The 13910-nt window shown below is 63.2% G+C and carries 13 protein-coding genes and 1 tRNA gene; 9 read left to right on the forward strand and 5 right to left on the reverse strand.

Going from position 1 to position 13910, the window contains the following annotated elements; all coding sequences use genetic code 11:
* Positions 1-326: 326 nt before the first annotated feature.
* Together AC1RR3_RS22970 and AC1RR3_RS22975 are read left to right on the forward strand one after the other, a co-directional pair.
* On the forward strand, positions 327-593 hold the full coding sequence (locus AC1RR3_RS22970; protein ID WP_492825383.1) for a hypothetical protein: 267 nt from the start codon (positions 327-329) through the stop codon (positions 591-593).
* A gap of 94 nt (positions 594-687) precedes the next feature.
* Positions 688-897 carry a hypothetical protein gene (locus tag AC1RR3_RS22975; protein ID WP_492825384.1) on the forward strand — a complete coding sequence of 70 codons (210 nt, stop codon included), beginning with the start codon at positions 688-690 and terminating at the stop codon, positions 895-897.
* Between the two features lie 139 nt (positions 898-1036).
* On the opposite strand, the gene AC1RR3_RS22980 is transcribed toward AC1RR3_RS22975, so the two are convergent.
* Positions 1037-1129: transfer RNA gene (locus tag AC1RR3_RS22980), tRNA-Ser, on the reverse strand.
* Between the two features lie 851 nt (positions 1130-1980).
* On the opposite strand from AC1RR3_RS22980, the gene AC1RR3_RS22985 reads away from it, so the two are divergent.
* Positions 1981-3582: a porin gene (locus tag AC1RR3_RS22985; RefSeq protein WP_492825385.1), complete on the forward strand. Its 1602-nt coding sequence runs from the start codon at positions 1981-1983 to the stop codon at positions 3580-3582.
* Positions 3583-3776: 194 nt separating this feature from the next.
* On the opposite strand, the gene AC1RR3_RS22990 is transcribed toward AC1RR3_RS22985, so the two are convergent.
* Both AC1RR3_RS22990 and AC1RR3_RS22995 read right to left on the reverse strand, forming a co-directional pair.
* Entirely contained in the window at positions 3777-4034 is a 258-nt protein-coding gene (locus AC1RR3_RS22990; RefSeq protein WP_492825386.1) for a hypothetical protein, read from the reverse strand.
* Positions 4035-4171: 137 nt separating this feature from the next.
* Positions 4172-6580 (reverse strand): lytic transglycosylase domain-containing protein, encoded by a 2409-nt coding sequence (locus AC1RR3_RS22995; protein ID WP_492825387.1) that lies wholly within the window; start codon positions 6578-6580, stop codon positions 4172-4174.
* Positions 6581-6875: 295 nt separating this feature from the next.
* On the opposite strand from AC1RR3_RS22995, the gene dapA reads away from it, so the two are divergent.
* From dapA to AC1RR3_RS23015, 4 genes are read left to right on the forward strand one after another with little or no spacing between them, the layout of a single operon-like run.
* A complete protein-coding gene (dapA, locus tag AC1RR3_RS23000) occupies positions 6876-7766 on the forward strand; it encodes a 4-hydroxy-tetrahydrodipicolinate synthase (protein ID WP_492825388.1) in 891 nt (296 codons plus the stop codon).
* A gap of 27 nt (positions 7767-7793) precedes the next feature.
* Positions 7794-8234 (forward strand): large conductance mechanosensitive channel protein MscL, encoded by a 441-nt coding sequence (mscL, locus tag AC1RR3_RS23005; RefSeq protein ID WP_492825389.1) that lies wholly within the window; start codon positions 7794-7796, stop codon positions 8232-8234.
* Between the two features lie 59 nt (positions 8235-8293).
* Positions 8294-8767: an SsrA-binding protein SmpB gene (gene smpB, locus AC1RR3_RS23010; RefSeq protein WP_027530006.1), complete on the forward strand. Its 474-nt coding sequence runs from the start codon at positions 8294-8296 to the stop codon at positions 8765-8767.
* Positions 8768-8784: 17 nt separating this feature from the next.
* Positions 8785-9381 carry a peroxiredoxin gene (locus AC1RR3_RS23015; RefSeq protein WP_492825390.1) on the forward strand — a complete coding sequence of 199 codons (597 nt, stop codon included), beginning with the start codon at positions 8785-8787 and terminating at the stop codon, positions 9379-9381.
* Positions 9382-9389: 8 nt separating this feature from the next.
* Here AC1RR3_RS23015 and AC1RR3_RS23020 read toward each other — a convergent pair whose 3' ends face one another.
* Positions 9390-10064, reverse strand: coding sequence for a uracil-DNA glycosylase (locus AC1RR3_RS23020; protein ID WP_492825391.1), 675 nt, complete (start codon positions 10062-10064; stop codon positions 9390-9392).
* On the reverse strand, positions 10045-10689 hold the full coding sequence (locus AC1RR3_RS23025; protein WP_018320007.1) for a LabA-like NYN domain-containing protein: 645 nt from the start codon (positions 10687-10689) through the stop codon (positions 10045-10047). The genes AC1RR3_RS23020 and AC1RR3_RS23025 overlap by 20 nt, the downstream gene beginning before the upstream one ends.
* A 324-nt stretch (positions 10690-11013) precedes the next feature.
* On the opposite strand from AC1RR3_RS23025, the gene rpoZ reads away from it, so the two are divergent.
* Positions 11014-11406 (forward strand): DNA-directed RNA polymerase subunit omega, encoded by a 393-nt coding sequence (rpoZ, locus tag AC1RR3_RS23030; RefSeq protein WP_008133017.1) that lies wholly within the window; start codon positions 11014-11016, stop codon positions 11404-11406.
* 209 nt (positions 11407-11615) lie between these two features.
* The gene (locus tag AC1RR3_RS23035; RefSeq protein ID WP_492825392.1) at positions 11616-13907 is read left to right on the forward strand and encodes a RelA/SpoT family protein; all 2292 of its coding nucleotides are present in this window, start codon (positions 11616-11618) and stop codon (positions 13905-13907) included.
* The last annotated feature ends 3 nt before the right edge of the window (positions 13908-13910 follow it).

Genomic DNA, 13910 nt, shown 5'->3' on the forward strand with positions numbered 1-13910 from the left:
GCGTTGGGCCAGCCACCGCGCGCGATGGTTATCGTTCTCCGAAAATCCCAGGGTAAACCGAATCTAACGAACTGCAGAAGTGTTTGCAAAACAGGGACTTCTTGCATTTGCCACGCGGGCGCCGCGCGCTCGCGTTTACGTCTGCTTCATCGCGATACTTAAACTGCCATTCAAATTTGCCCGCCATCATCACCTCCAACAAGCCGGCAAACGGCATCGGGGATGAGTTGAACAGCGCACGGTCCCAGAAGGGATCATGCAAATCAAAGTTGGACGGGAGCCGCGCTCGGGGGAACGAGCCGGCACAAGAAAAAAGGGGATGCGTTATGTTTCAGGGTACTTTCGATCTCGATACGGCAACGCCGATCGATGCGGGCGCGCTGTCGGACGTGCTGTTCGAGCGCGGGATCTATTGGGCGAGCGGCCGCTCCGGCCTCGTCGATCTCGTCGCCGCGCATAAATGGTTCAACCTCGCCGCCCTCAAGGGCCGCAAGGACGCCGTGGCGCTGCGCCAGGAAGTTGCCGGGCAGATGTCGGAGTCCGAGATCTCGGCCGCGCAGCGTGAGGCGAGGGCGTGGGTGTCTGCTCACTGAACTGAGCGCCGCATCCGCACCCGTGTTTTCACGGGCGAGCCCGGTTGCGCTGAATCAAGTTCCTGCATCGTGCCGCCACCTACATCCGCGCGGCATGAGCGACTTCGATATCAATGAACAGTGGCTGCCGATTCAGATCGCCCCCGACGATTGCGATCTGGAACTCGGACGGCCGCACAAGACCGGCATTCTGCCGTTGACCTTCCCATGCCGCCGCAAGGCCGGCGTCTGGTTCAATGTCTGGGCCGGCGAGGCGGTGCTGATCGCGCCTTCGCATTGGCGGATCTGGCGGTCCGGCCGCTAGGTGCGGACACATCTATATAGAGACTGTGCGAATCGCCTGGCCCCGGCAGCACGCGAATCCTTCGTGAGGCTTGCGAGGCCGGCTACCTGTCAGCTTTCAGCTGAAGGAGCGTACGGATTTCGATTCTGCTGCCAGGTGATGGCGGAGAGGGAGGGATTCGAACCCTCGATACAGCTTGAGACCGTATGACGCTTTAGCAAAGCGTTGCCTTCAGCCACTCGGCCACCTCTCCGGTGCGAGCCTTATGCATCTAATTCGTTGGGCCGGTCAATTTGGAAGCGTGTGTTTTCGCTCGAATATTCCCAGCGATCTTCGAAACACGACGGTTTTCTCGCGGGGCGAGAGCGTAACGTCGCGATGATGGACACAGGTCTGGAACGTCCGGTGCGGGCGGCAAGGATAGTTTGTGCGTATGAGAGGCTTTTCTCTCATTTAAGGCACTGAATTTGCTGCAAGATCGAGATGGGACGGCTCGCGCCTGTGTCGAGGGCGAATCCCGCCGTCTCCATCAGCCCAACTGCCCCGATCCCGATAATCCCCGCTATCCGTATAGAGTGTTCGCCGCGCAGCCCTCGGCGCTGCCGTGGCCGCGCTTGCGCCAGGTAAAGGCTCGCGAAGGGGAGGCTGTGTCGTCTCCTTGAATCTCCTTCTGATTCCACGATTCGAGCGTGTCAGAGCCCGTGCACGCCAAGCTCCAGCCCGCGGTGCCTCAAGTGAGGAACTTTGAAGGCAAATGGAACCGCATAAAAAAATCAAATTAAAACAACGGCTTACGAGGTCGGTCCGATCACATCTGCGTGTTATTTGTGCAACACCCGCCGGAAAACAAGCTTCATTGGCCCGTTTCGGAGCGTTCTGTTGTTGTGTGTGCAAGGACGTTCGGTAATTGTGACTGAGCGACGGAGGGGGGCATCCCGAGGTCGTCCCGTTTTAGGTGGTTCGCTTAAGTCCCTCGCGTTCAGCGGGTGTGTCCGAAGGCGCGAAGCGACTAAGCGGTGAGTTAAGGGACAAGGGAACCAACCTTAGGGTGTTTCACCCAGCGGATCCGGAACCTTCCCTATAGAGCAAACTTGGAGGTTTAACATGAAGTTGGTTAAGAGCCTTTTGCTCGGTTCAGCGGCGGGTCTCATCGCTGTTGGCGGAGCACAGGCAGCCGATCTCCCCGTGAAGGCCAAAGCGGTCGAATACGTGAAGATCTGCTCCCTGTACGGTGCGGGTTTCTATTACATCCCGGGCACCGACACCTGCATCAAGCTGGGTGGTTACCTGCGCGCTGAAGTCGCGCTGGGCACCAACTCGGACTACAGCGGCGGTCTCAACGTTTCGAGCCAGAACGCCAACGGTTCGCGCAACCGTCTGACGAACTACTACACCGCTCGCGCTCGTGAAGATCTCAACATCGACACGCGCACCGCGACCGAGTACGGCGTCGTCCGTACCTTCTTCGACGGCGTGTTCTCCTGGACGACCGGCAACTACGCCGGCAGCAACAGCGGAACCGGCGGCACCGTCTACAGCGGCGCTCTGGCTGCTGGCACCAACCCGCTCACCGGCGCTACGACCTTGTATGGTTCGGCCTCGGGGTCCGTCAACCAGACGGACAGCAACACCTCGGGCGGTTCGCTCGGCGTGTACTATGCCTTCATCCAGTTCGCCGGCTTCACGATGGGTAAGGCCGTGTCGCAGTTCGACGCGCCCTGGACCAACTATCCCGGCAACAACTTCGACAGCCTCGTCGGCGGCAGCGGCACGGTCACTGGTGTCAACCAGTTCACCTACACCGCTGATTTCGGTCAGGGCGTGACGGCGGCCTTCTCGGCTGAAGACGTCTCCTCCTACTATCAGGCCGGCAACCTCAACATGACCGGCGCGTCCGCATACGGCATGCTGCAGGGTGCCTACGGCACCAACGCCATCGGCGGCACGCGTTCGCCGAACCTCGTTGGTATGGTGCGTGTCGACCAGGCTTGGGGTCTCTTCCAGGCGTCGGTTGCTGCGCATGACAACCACGTTGGTTACTACGGCGCTTCCGAGCCGACCGGCCATCCCGACGACAAGTGGGGTTGGGCTGTTCAGCTGGCACTGTCGATCAAGAACATCCCGACTGGTGCGGGTGACGTGATCAACATTTCGGGCGTCTACACCGACGGCGCGACCCGCTACAACTTCCAGAACCTGGCGGGCAGCACCTACTCGATGTTCGGCAGCTCGGGCATCGCCTACCAGAGCATTGGCTTCGCCACCGCTCCGGACACGGTGTACGTGACCGGCAGCTCGCAGGAAACCGTCAAGACCTGGGGCTTCCGTGGCGCTTACACCCATAACTGGGATCCCTACTGGAACACCGCGATCTACGGTGCCTACGCTCAGGCTCAGTACGGTACGCTCGCCAAGACCACGCTTTGCGGCGCGGCTGGCACCGGCGGTGTGTTCGGTGGTGTTGCTGGCGTGACTGGCTGTAACCCGGACTTCGCGATCGGCCAGGTGGGTATCATCACCCGCTGGACCCCGGTCAAGAACCTGACGTTCTCGGCTGACCTCGCCTGGACCCACCTCGACCAGAAGTACTCTGGCACGGTGACCCCGGCCGCTCTGATCGCTGTTCCGGCCAAGCCGGCTGCGACCTACGAGCTGAAGGATCAGGACTCGCTCGTTCTGCTCCTCCGCGCTCAGCGCAACTGGTAAGTTCGGTCTAACGACCTGACAGAAGCCCCGGCGGGAAACCGCCGGGGCTTTTCTTTTTGATGGGTTGCTTTGGTGGTCGAGGGACGGACGGTGGTCGCCCGGCAAGAGTAGCAAAGACGATCGCGGTGTCGGCTCTTGATACGAAAAAGGCCGCCAAAAGAGGCGGCCTCCTGGAGTCAAAGCCGAAACCGTTCTTATTTCAGATCGAGGGCCCGGCAATAATAGGAGCTCTCGATATCCGTCCAGCCCCTCTCCATCCTGTTACTTCGGCACTCGTAGAAGGTCTTGAAGTTGAGAACGTTTCTGCAACCGTTGACCGCCGCACCGGAAAGAGAGCACCCGACATAGGGGCTGTTGCTTGTCTTTGCCGCGACTTGCTGAATGGGGGCGGCGTTCATCGGCCCGATCAACAGGGCGGTAAGAGACAGAACGGACACTGCCAGCATCTTCATTAGCCTTCCTCCTTTTTGTTGCCCGGGACAGCAGATGTCCATCCCGAACGGATGCTATCAAGGCGAGCATCGCGTGTCTCGCTCAATCCAGCGGGGGATGATGACGGGGCGGGTTTCCGCTTCGAAAGACGGCGCCGCTACTCAACGGTGCCGGCGCCGCGGCGCAGGTCAGCCTCGATCTGCAAGCGCGTGCCGCCGCCGAAGCGGGCGCGGTAGACCTGCAGGTTCTCCATGATCCGCTGCACGTAGTTGCGGGTTTCGGAGAACGGAATCAGTTCGACCCAGTCGACCGCGTCGACCTTGGGGTCGCGCGGATCGCCGTAGCGATCGACCCACTTCTTCACGCTGCCGCGGCCGGCGTTGTAGGCGGCGAAGGTCATGATGTAGGAGCCGCGATAATCCTCGAGCAGCCCGCCGAGCTCGGCCGAGCCGAGCGTGGCGTTGTAGACCGAATCGTTCTTCAGCCGGCCAAGGTCGTAGGTCGCACCGTGCCGCTTGCAGACATAGCGCGCGGCGTCCGGCGTCACTTGCATCAGCCCGTAGGCTTGCGCCGGCGAGACCACGGCGGGGTTGAACGCGCTTTCCTGCCGCGCGATGGCATAGACGATGCTGCGCTCGACCTCGGGGCCGATCGGCGTGAACTGTGGAATGCCGTTGACGGGATAGGCGTAGAAGTCGAACGGCAGGCCGCGGTTCAGCGCGGCCTTGCCGAGCAGCAGCATGCCGCGTGCGTCGCTGTAGCGCTGGGTCAGCTCGCCGAGGCCGGTGAGCGCCTCGGGATCGCCGTTCTCGCCCATGTCGGCGAGAACAGGCACCGCCATCTCGCGCTCGTCGAGCTCGTAGAGCAGTTGCGCAGCGCGCACGATCTCGAGCCGCTCGGCGCCGCGGCCGCGCGGCTGGCTGTTGAGCTCGATCTGCGGCAGGCCGAGCTTGGCGCGCGCGAGCTGGCCGTAATAGCTGGTGGATTGCTCGGCGGCGCGCGCATAGGCGTTGCGCGCCTCCTGCTGGCGGCCGGCGGCTTCCGCCGCGCGGCCCTGCCAGTAGCCGGCGCGCGCCAGCGTGGTCGGATTGACGCTGCTGACACCGATGCGGGCAAAATGCTGGGCGGCGGTGGCGGGATCATTGAGGAAGCGCAGCGCAATCCAGCCCGCGGTGAACTCCTGCTCGGTCTTGTAGATGTCGCGCGAGGGCAGGGCCGCATCGCGCGCGATCAGATAGGCGCTGCGGAATTCCTCGGTGTCGATCATCTTGCGTGCCAGCAGGCGCCGCTCGATCCACCATTCGTCGAGATTGTAGAGCCGGTTCGGATCCTTCGGTGCCGACAGCATGAGCTGGGCGGCTTCGGCAAACTTCTCCTCGCGGCGCAAGAGCTGGATCTTGCTGAAGATGAAGCCGGGATCATTGTGCAGCTCGCGCGGTACGGCCTCGAGCAGCGCGTGTGCGTTTGGCGCCTTCTTGACGGCGGCGATGCGGGCCTTGGCGAGTGCGACATAGCCGGCACCGAGGCGCTTGGCGGCGCGCAGCGCGGCCTCGTTCTCGCTGCCATAGAGCAGCGTGTCCATCCGCGCCTTCTGATCGCCCGGCGTGAGCAACGCGCCAAACTGGTCAAGCGCATTGTTCTCGGTATCTTCCGACATCGGATCGCTGCGCCAGGCCTCGCGCACCAGCCGCTCGGCATTGGCGCGGTCGCCACGCGCCAGCATCGCCCTGGCGAGCGTGAAGCGGCCCTTGGCGGAAACGGGGGATTCGTTCTCGAACCACGACCACCCGACCGAATCGTCGCGCCTGTCGTCCCACATGGCGGCCTCGAGGCGGCGACGCAGGAAGGTCTGCGACGGCCAGCTCGGATTGGCGGAGAGGAAGGCGCGATAGCGCTCGACGGTCGCACCATTGTCCTCGCTGCGCAGGATGATCCACTCCGCAAGCTTTCGCGCGACCGGATCCGAGATCGAGGCTGCTTCGTTGGTGGCATCGCCCGGCTTGCGCTTGCGCACGAGCTCGATGACGCTCTCCAGCGTGTCCTTGTCGGCTTGCGACGTCGACGAGGTTGCCGCGACGGCGGCCGGTGTGACCGGCTTGCGCGGTGCGGCGTGCTGACGGGTCGCGGGCGCGAGGACGGGCGCTGGAATTGGTTTGGCGGCGGCTGCCGGCGCGGTCGGCCTGACGGTGGCCGTCACGGCCGGCGCGGGTGCGGCTTTGGGGGGCGAGCCGCTGGCGGTCGGTTTTGATTTTGGCGCGGGGGCCGCGGCTGCGGGCTTGTCCTTCGCGGGATCCTTGCCGGCGCTTTTGCCGGCATCCTTACCGGCGTCCTTGGCCGGCTTCTTCGCAGCATCCTTGGCGGGGGCGCTTGCCGCTCCCTTGTTCGCTCCCTTGTCTGCTCCCTTGGCCGCGTCCTTGCCGGTTCCCTTGGTAGTTCCCTGGGTGGTTCCCTTGGCCGATCCCTTCGCTGTGTCCTTGGCTGCAGGCTTCGCAGTGTCCTTGGGCCCTTCCGCGGGCGTCTCGTTGGACTTGGCCAGCGCGGCGCAGCCGATCGACAGCCCTGCCATCAGGCTCACAACCAGACCTGCGGATCGCCATGCGGCACGAGGAAAGGAGGTCACGGCGTTTCGTCGCCCCGAATCAGTGATGTGGCTCAAGATCTATCTGTACAAGATCTGGCTGTATTTGATTGAATATGCGGACAAAATACCAACAGCCGCTTACCTTTGCCGGGTTTGCACCACCACCGCGGCAAAATCGCGGCCTAAACGGTGCGTCACGCGGAAGCGGCCCTTTTACCGGCGGGATAGACCCGGTATGAAAGGGGCTTGCTCTCAAGATTGCCGCGTACGGAGGAAGTCCATGGCAGCCAAGACGAAATTCCGGGGGTCGTTCACCGCCTTGGTCACGCCGTTCAAGAACGGCTCGCTGGACGAGGCGGCGTTCCGCTCCCTGGTCAACTGGCAGATTTCCGAGGGCACCAACGGCCTGGTCCCGGTCGGCACCACCGGCGAGAGCCCGACGCTCAGCCATGACGAGCACAAGAAGGTCGTCGAATGGTGCATCGCTGAAGCCAAGGGCCGCGTGCCCGTGATTGCCGGTGCCGGCTCGAACTCGACCAAGGAAGCGATCGAGCTCGCCCAGCACGCCGAGAAGGCCGGCGCGGATGCCGTGCTGATCGTGACGCCGTACTACAACAAGCCGACCCAGGAAGGCATGTACCAGCACTTCAAGGCGATCAACGATGCGATCGGCATTCCGATCATCATCTACAACATCCCGCCGCGTTCTGTGATCGACATGTCGGTCGACACCATGAAGCGGCTGTGGGAGCTGAAGAACATCGCCGGCGTCAAGGACGCCACCGCCAGCATGGTTCGCGTCTCGCAGCAGCGCGCCGCGATGGGCGAGGACTTCAACCAGCTCTCGGGCGAGGACGCGACCATCCTCGGCTACATGGCGCATGGCGGCCACGGCTGCATCTCGGTGACCTCGAATGTCGCGCCGCGGCTGTGTTCGGAGTTCCAGGCCGCCTGGGCGAAGGGCGATCACGCCACCGCGCTGAAGCTGCACGACAAGCTGATGCCGCTGCACAACAACCTGTTCATCGAAAGCAATCCGGCGCCGATCAAGTACGCGATGTCGCTGCTCGGCAAGCTCGACGAGACGCTGCGGCTGCCGATGGTGCCGGTCACCGAGCCGACGCGCGTTGCCGTGCGCAGTGCCATGGTGCACGCTGGCTTGATCAATTGATGCGCTAGCGCGTCCGGGGAGCTGTTCATGAGCGTCGAGGAAAAGGGCACGCGGATTCTCAAGGAGTTCCGCGAGTTTGCCGTCAAGGGCAACGTCGTCGATCTCGCGGTCGGCGTCATCATCGGCGCGGCGTTCGGCGCAATCGTCACGTCGCTGGTCGGCGACGTGATCATGCCGATCATCGGCGCGATCACTGGCGGCCTCGACTTCTCGAACTACTTCACTCCATTGTCGAAGGCGGTGACCGCGACCAACCTGGCGGACGCGAAAAAGCAAGGTGCGGTGCTTGCTTGGGGCAGCTTCCTCACGCTGACGATCAACTTCATCATCGTCGCTTTCGTGCTGTTCCTGGTGATCCGCGCCATCAACACGCTGAAGCGCAAGGAGGAGGCGGCGCCCGCGGCTCCGCCAAAACCGTCCGCGGAGGTCGAGCTGCTGACCGAGATCCGCGATCTCCTCAAGAAGTGACGCGCGCGCTTCATCCAAACTGTTAGCTTACGTGCGCATCTCGATCAGGTTTGTCCGTCATGGCCGATAAGAACGAACGTCCTATCAAGGTCATGGCGGAGAATCGCAAGGCCCGCTTCAACTATGCGATCGAGGATACGATCGAGGCCGGCATTGCGCTGACCGGCACCGAGGTCAAGTCGATCCGCAACGGCAAGAGCACGATCGCGGAGTCCTACGCCGATTCCAAGGACGGCGAGATCTGGCTGATCAACGCCACCATTCCCGAATACCTCCAGGGCAACCGCTTCAATCACGAGCCCAAGCGGCCGCGAAAGCTGCTGCTGCATCGCCGGCAGATCAACAAGCTGATGGGCGCGGTCGACCGTGAGGGCATGACGCTGATCCCGCTCAAGCTCTATTTCAACGAGCGCGGTCGCGCCAAATTGCAGCTCGCGGTTGCAAAGGGCAAGAAATTGCACGACAAGCGCGAAACCGAGAAGAAGCGCGACTGGAGCCGAGAGAAGGGCCGCCTGATGCGGGCGAGGGGATAGCGGCAAGAGGATTGCGGATGTCGCAGAAGAACCTGCTCGAGGTCGATTGGACCCAGATTCCCGCGCCGACCGATGACGGTGGCGCCGCGCATCTGAAGGGCCTGACCTTTCCTTCGGTCAGCCTGCTCGCGACCGACGATACCTCAGTGACATTGTCGGCGCTGCGCGGCCGAACCGTGGTGTTTGCCTATCCCCGCACCGGCGAGCCCGGCAAGATCGCCCTGGTGGACGATTGGGACATGATTCCGGGCGCGCGCGGCTGTACCCCGCAGACTTGCGCGTTTCGCGATTTGTTTGCCGAGCTGAAGGCCGCCGGCGCTGCGCAAGTGTTCGGCCTCTCGACCCAGAGCAATGCCTACCAGACCGAGATGGCGTCGCGGCTGCATCTGCCGTTTCCGGTGCTGTCGGACGAGAAGCTGGCGCTGACGCGCGCGCTGAATTTGCCGACCATGGACGTCGCGGGCCTGACGCTGATCAAGCGCCTCGCGCTGATCATCGACGATGCCAGGATTTCGCATGTGTTCTACCCGGTGTTTCCGCCCGACCGGAATGCCGGCGATGTTCTGGACTGGCTCAAGCGCAATCCTGCCAAGGCTAATCCCGCCAAGGCCTAGCCTCAGGGCTAGTCGAGGTCGGTCTTGATCTTCGCGAACACCGACCGGAACATGTCGGTCGTCAGCACGCCGGTATTCGTGTTGTAGCGCGAGCAATGATAGCTGTCGTAGAGCTTGAACGCACCGGCCTGGTGCACCGCGCCGTGCCCGAAAGGCGCCTGCGAGGCCTTCAGATTCAGCGGTTTGAGCACCGTGTCGTGCGCAATTCGCCCGAGGGCCACGATCGCGCGCAGGTTCGGCATCGTCGCGAGATTTGCTGCGAGAAACTGACGGCAGGTGTTGATCTCGACCGGCAGCGGCTTGTTCTGCGGCGGCACGCAGTGGACGGCATTGGCGATCCGGCAGTCGACCAGCTTCAGCCCGTCGTCGGGCCGCGCCTGATAGTTACCCTTGGCAAAGCCGTATTCGAGCAGCGTGGCGTAGAGCAGGTCGCCGGCGTAGTCGCCGGTGAACGGCCGGCCGGTGCGGTTGGCGCCTTGCATGCCCGGCGCCAGGCCAACGATCAGCAGACGTGCCTTGATGTCGCCGAAGGGCGGGACCGGGGCGTTGTGCCACAACGGCTCGCGCGCGCGGTTCGCCTCGCGAAAGGCGACCAGGCGCGGACAGAGCGGACAGTCACGGTCGGGGACGAGGGTGGGGGGCTGGCGGGTTGACCGGGCCGCCTCACTCCTCGAAGTCGTCATCACCCCTCGGCGCCATCGTGGTTGCGCGCTGGAGGAACTGCGGGGCGTGGTGGCGGGCCTCGCGATCGCCGCGATCACGCGGGGCGGGGCGTTCGGACGGGTCGCGGCCGAGCTTGGATTGCAGCTCGACGAGGTCGGTGAAGACATCGGCCTGGCGGCGCAGCTCGTCAGCGATCATCGGCGGCTGGCTGGCGATGGTGGAGATCACCGTGACCCGGACGCCGCGGCGCTGTACGGCCTCGACCAGGGAGCGGAAGTCGCCGTCACCCGAGAACAGCACCATCTGGTCGATGTGCTCGGCGAGCTCCATGGCGTCGACCGCAAGCTCGATGTCCATATTACCTTTGACCTTGCGGCGGCCGGAGGCGTCGATGAACTCCTTGGTCGCCTTGGTCACAACGGTGTAGCCGTTGTAGTCGAGCCAGTCGATCAAGGGACGGATCGAGGAGTATTCCTGATCCTCGATGATGGCGGTGTAGTAGAACGCCCGCAACAGTGTCCCGCGGCTCTGAAACTCCTTCAGCAGTCGCTTGTAATCGATGTCGAAGCCCAGAGTTTTCGCCGTCGCGTAGAGATTGGCTCCATCGATGAAGAGCGCGATCTTGTCGGTAGAGGAAGGTGACATTCAGTTTGCTCGCGTAGAGTTCATGATTGATCGTTTATTGTTGGCGGCAGCAAGCCGCGCAGTCCTAAAGTGCCGCCGAGTCCCGTCGAAACCGCAAATCCGGAGAAGTCGGGGCAATCAAGGTATAGTTATGGCGGACGCTCATACACCCGGCGCCACCCTCGATGGCAGCCCGGGAAACCACCCGTCCCAGCCCCAATGTGGGGGTAGCAGAGCCGTTTGGCGAGGCCAAATCACAAATTGGCCTTGCGAAACTGCCCCGGTCCCTATAACTAGCCCCAATCATCCACATATTTCGTCCCACCCACAACGGAGCGACAGTCCATGGCTCGCGTCACCGTAGAAGATTGCATCGACAAGGTCGACAACCGGTTTGACCTGGTCCTGCTGGCCGCCCACCGTGCCCGCATGATTTCGTCAGGTTCACAACTAACGGTTGACCGCGATAACGACAAGAACCCTGTTGTATCTTTGCGTGAAATTGCCGACACGACCATCTCTCCGGAGGACCTCCGCGAGGAGCTGGTGCACTCGCTCCAGAAGTTCGTCGAAGTCGACGAGCCCGAGCCCGATACGGTGCCGCTGATCGGTTCCGCCGGCGCCAGTGTCGATGCCGACGATACTGAAGTTGCCGTTGAGCGCATGACCGAAGAGGAGCTCCTGAAGGGCCTCGAAGGCCTCGCGCCGCCGGAAGAGCAGCCCGAGGAAGACGAGTAAATCGTCCCGTCGCAATCGTCGACTTCTTGTGATCTTATCAGAGGCCCGAACCCGCGTTCGGGCCTTTGCTTTTGTTGGCGTTTTCGTGGTTACCATAGCGTTGCCGGTTCGCGCCGCGCATCTGTCATCGAATTGATCGGACGCGCGCGTGATCGGAGCTAGGATGTATACAACGGACTGTCTCGTGGTCCGTTTGAAGGCAGGATGGCATGGTGTATCGGCGCCGGAGACCAACGCAGATGCTGGCCGCAACCGAATCGGTTGCGGTGGCTCCGACTGCGCCGGTGGCTCGTCCGGCGAAGCCCCGCGCGCGCATGATGCGTCAATATGACCTCGTCGAACGCGTTAGGTCCTACAATCCCAACACCAACGAAGATCTGCTGAACCGCGCCTATGTCTACGCCATGAAGGCGCACGGCTCGCAGACGCGGGCCTCGGGCGATCCGTATTTCTCGCACCCGCTCGAAGTCGCGGCGATTCTCACCGACCTCAAGCTCGACGACGCCACCATCGTGGCTGCACTGCTGCATGACACGATCGAGGACACCGAAGCGACGCGGGCCGAGATCGACCAGATCTTCGGGCCCGAGATCGGCGCACTGGTCGAGGGCCTGACCAAGCTGAAGCGGCTGGAGCTGGTGTCGCGGGAGGCCAAGCAGGCCGAGAACCTGCGAAAATTGTTGCTGGCCATTGCCGACGATGTTCGCGTGCTGCTGGTCAAGCTCGCCGACCGCCTGCACAACATGCGCACGCTGGATTTCGTGCCGACGGAATCACGCCGCCGCATCGCCGAGGAGACGCTCGACATCTATGCGCCGCTGGCCGGGCGCATGGGCATGCAGGAAATGCGCGAGGAGCTGGAGGACCTGTCCTTCCGCACCCTCGATCCCGAAGCCTATTCGGTGGTGATGCAGCGGCTCGACGCGCTCGCCGAGCGCAACCGCAATCTGATCGGCGAGATCGAGGACCAGCTCTCCAACAATCTGCGTCACCGCGGCCTCGGCGCACGGGTCTATGGCCGTCGCAAGAAGCCCTTCTCGATCTGGACCAAGATGGAGCGCAAGTCGGTCGGCTTCGAGCAATTGTCCGACATCTTCGGCTTTCGCGTCGTCGTCAACGATATCGAGGCCTGCTATCGCGCGCTCGGCATCGTCCACACCACCTGGCCGGTCGTGCCGGGGCGCTTCAAGGACTACATCTCGACGCCGAAGCAGAACGACTACCGCTCGATCCACACCACGGTGATCGGCCCCGGAAATCAGCGGGTCGAGCTGCAAATCCGCACCGAGGCGATGGACCAGATCGCCGAGCGCGGTATCGCCGCGCACGTGTTTTATAAAGAAGGCGTGGGATCGCCGACCGAGTTTCTCAAGCGCGAGTCCACCGCGTTTGCCTGGCTGCGGCACACCATCGGCATCCTCTCGGAGAGCGCGAACCCGGAGGAATTCCTCGAGCACACCAAGCTCGAGCTGTTCCACGACCAGGTGTTCTGCTTCACCCCAAAGGGCAAGCTGATCGCGCTGCCGCGCCATGCCAATGTGATCGACTTTGCCTATGCTGTGCATACCGACGTCGGCAACAGCGCGGTGGGCTGCAAGATCAACGGCAAGTTCTCGCCGCTGTCCTCGGAACTCCAGAATGGCGACGAGGTCGAGGTGCTGACCTCGGAAGCGCAATCGGCGCCGCCGTCGGCCTGGGAAACGCTCGCGGTTACCGGCAAGGCGCGCGCCGCGATCCGACGCGCCACACGTACCGCGGTGCGCGACCAGTATGTCGGCCTCGGCCGGCGCATCGTCGAGCGCCTGTTCGAGCGCGCCAAGATCGAATACGCCGACGACAAGCTCAAGGGCGCGCTGCCGCGCCTCGCGCGCACCTCGATCGAGGACGTCATGGCGGCTGTGGGGCGCGGCGAGATCAAGGCCTCCCACGTCGCGCGCGCGATGTATCCCGATTACAAGGAGGAGCGCATCGCGCGCTATGGCGTCAAGAAGGGGCAGGGGCTTGCCGCCAAGCTCAAGGAGAAGTCGCCGGAGCCGCCGCGCAGCCCGGTCGCCATTCCGATCGGTGGCAACAATTCCGACCTGCCGGTGAAGTTCGCGCCGAACGGCGGCGCAGTGCCCGGCGACCGCATCGTCGGCATCGTCACGCCGGGCGAGGGCATCACGATCTATCCGATCCAGGCGCCGGCGCTGAAGGATTTCGAGGAGGAGCCGGAGCGCTGGCTCGACGTCCGCTGGGACATCGAGGACTCCGCGCCGCAGCGCTTCCCGGCCCGCATCAAGGTCGAGAACGTCAACGAGCCCGGCGCGCTGGCGCAGATCGCGACCGTGATCGCCGAGCATGACGGCAACATCGACAACATCAGCATGCAGCGCCGTTCGCCTGACTTCACGGAGACGACGATCGATCTCGAAGTCTACGACCTGAAGCACCTGAGCGCGATCCTGGCCCAGTTGCGCGCGAAGGCCGTCGTCGCCCGCGTCGAACGTGTTAATGGATAGACG

The sequence above is a fragment of the Bradyrhizobium sp. GW821-FHT13H05 genome (assembly GCF_058804065.1).

Bases quoted from the DNA above. Each gene is read 5' to 3' on its own strand.
- AC1RR3_RS22970 (WP_492825383.1), top strand. From the start codon at position 327: ATGTTTCAGGGTACTTTCGATCTCGATACGGCAACGCCGATCGATGCG.
- AC1RR3_RS22975 (WP_492825384.1), top strand. From the start codon at position 688: ATGAGCGACTTCGATATCAATGAACAGTGGCTGCCGATTCAGATCGCC.
- AC1RR3_RS22985 (WP_492825385.1), top strand. From the start codon at position 1,981: ATGAAGTTGGTTAAGAGCCTTTTGCTCGGTTCAGCGGCGGGTCTCATC.
- AC1RR3_RS22990 (WP_492825386.1), bottom strand. From the start codon at position 4,034: ATGAAGATGCTGGCAGTGTCCGTTCTGTCTCTTACCGCCCTGTTGATC.
- AC1RR3_RS22995 (WP_492825387.1), bottom strand. From the start codon at position 6,580: ATGGCAGGGCTGTCGATCGGCTGCGCCGCGCTGGCCAAGTCCAACGAG.
- dapA (WP_492825388.1), top strand. From the start codon at position 6,876: ATGGCAGCCAAGACGAAATTCCGGGGGTCGTTCACCGCCTTGGTCACG.
- mscL (WP_492825389.1), top strand. From the start codon at position 7,794: ATGAGCGTCGAGGAAAAGGGCACGCGGATTCTCAAGGAGTTCCGCGAG.
- smpB (WP_027530006.1), top strand. From the start codon at position 8,294: ATGGCCGATAAGAACGAACGTCCTATCAAGGTCATGGCGGAGAATCGC.
- AC1RR3_RS23015 (WP_492825390.1), top strand. From the start codon at position 8,785: ATGTCGCAGAAGAACCTGCTCGAGGTCGATTGGACCCAGATTCCCGCG.
- AC1RR3_RS23020 (WP_492825391.1), bottom strand. From the start codon at position 10,064: ATGACGACTTCGAGGAGTGAGGCGGCCCGGTCAACCCGCCAGCCCCCC.
- AC1RR3_RS23025 (WP_018320007.1), bottom strand. From the start codon at position 10,689: ATGTCACCTTCCTCTACCGACAAGATCGCGCTCTTCATCGATGGAGCC.
- rpoZ (WP_008133017.1), top strand. From the start codon at position 11,014: ATGGCTCGCGTCACCGTAGAAGATTGCATCGACAAGGTCGACAACCGG.
- AC1RR3_RS23035 (WP_492825392.1), top strand. From the start codon at position 11,616: ATGGTGTATCGGCGCCGGAGACCAACGCAGATGCTGGCCGCAACCGAA.